This is a genomic window from Vibrio sp. OPT46, assembly GCF_015163535.1.
Lineage (GTDB): Bacteria > Pseudomonadota > Gammaproteobacteria > Enterobacterales > Vibrionaceae > Vibrio > Vibrio alginolyticus.
In genome coordinates, this window is sequence record NZ_JADDYG010000604.1 from 1 (window position 1) to 212 (window position 212).

1 protein-coding gene is annotated in these 212 nt (G+C 43.4%); it reads left to right on the forward strand.

Annotation, left to right across the window (positions count from 1 at the left end):
• The coding region (locus IQR33_RS23790; RefSeq protein ID WP_193844109.1) for a hypothetical protein at window positions 1–212 on the forward strand (212 nt) is incomplete at both ends.

The window sequence follows — 212 nt, forward strand, 5'->3', positions numbered from 1 at the left end:
GAATACACCAATATTCCTAAGCTTGAAGCAAAGGCTGCCCTGCTTCAGTCAGGTCTGGCTTATCATCAAAATGACAGTAAAGACGTCATTACTAATGCAAAGCTGGCGTTAGCGCTTGCTGAAAAGTCACCTGAAAATAACAACTTCATTAAGCAGCAGTCATACCGTTTACTTGGGTTGGGTTACGAGCAGGCAGGCGAATACAAACTTTC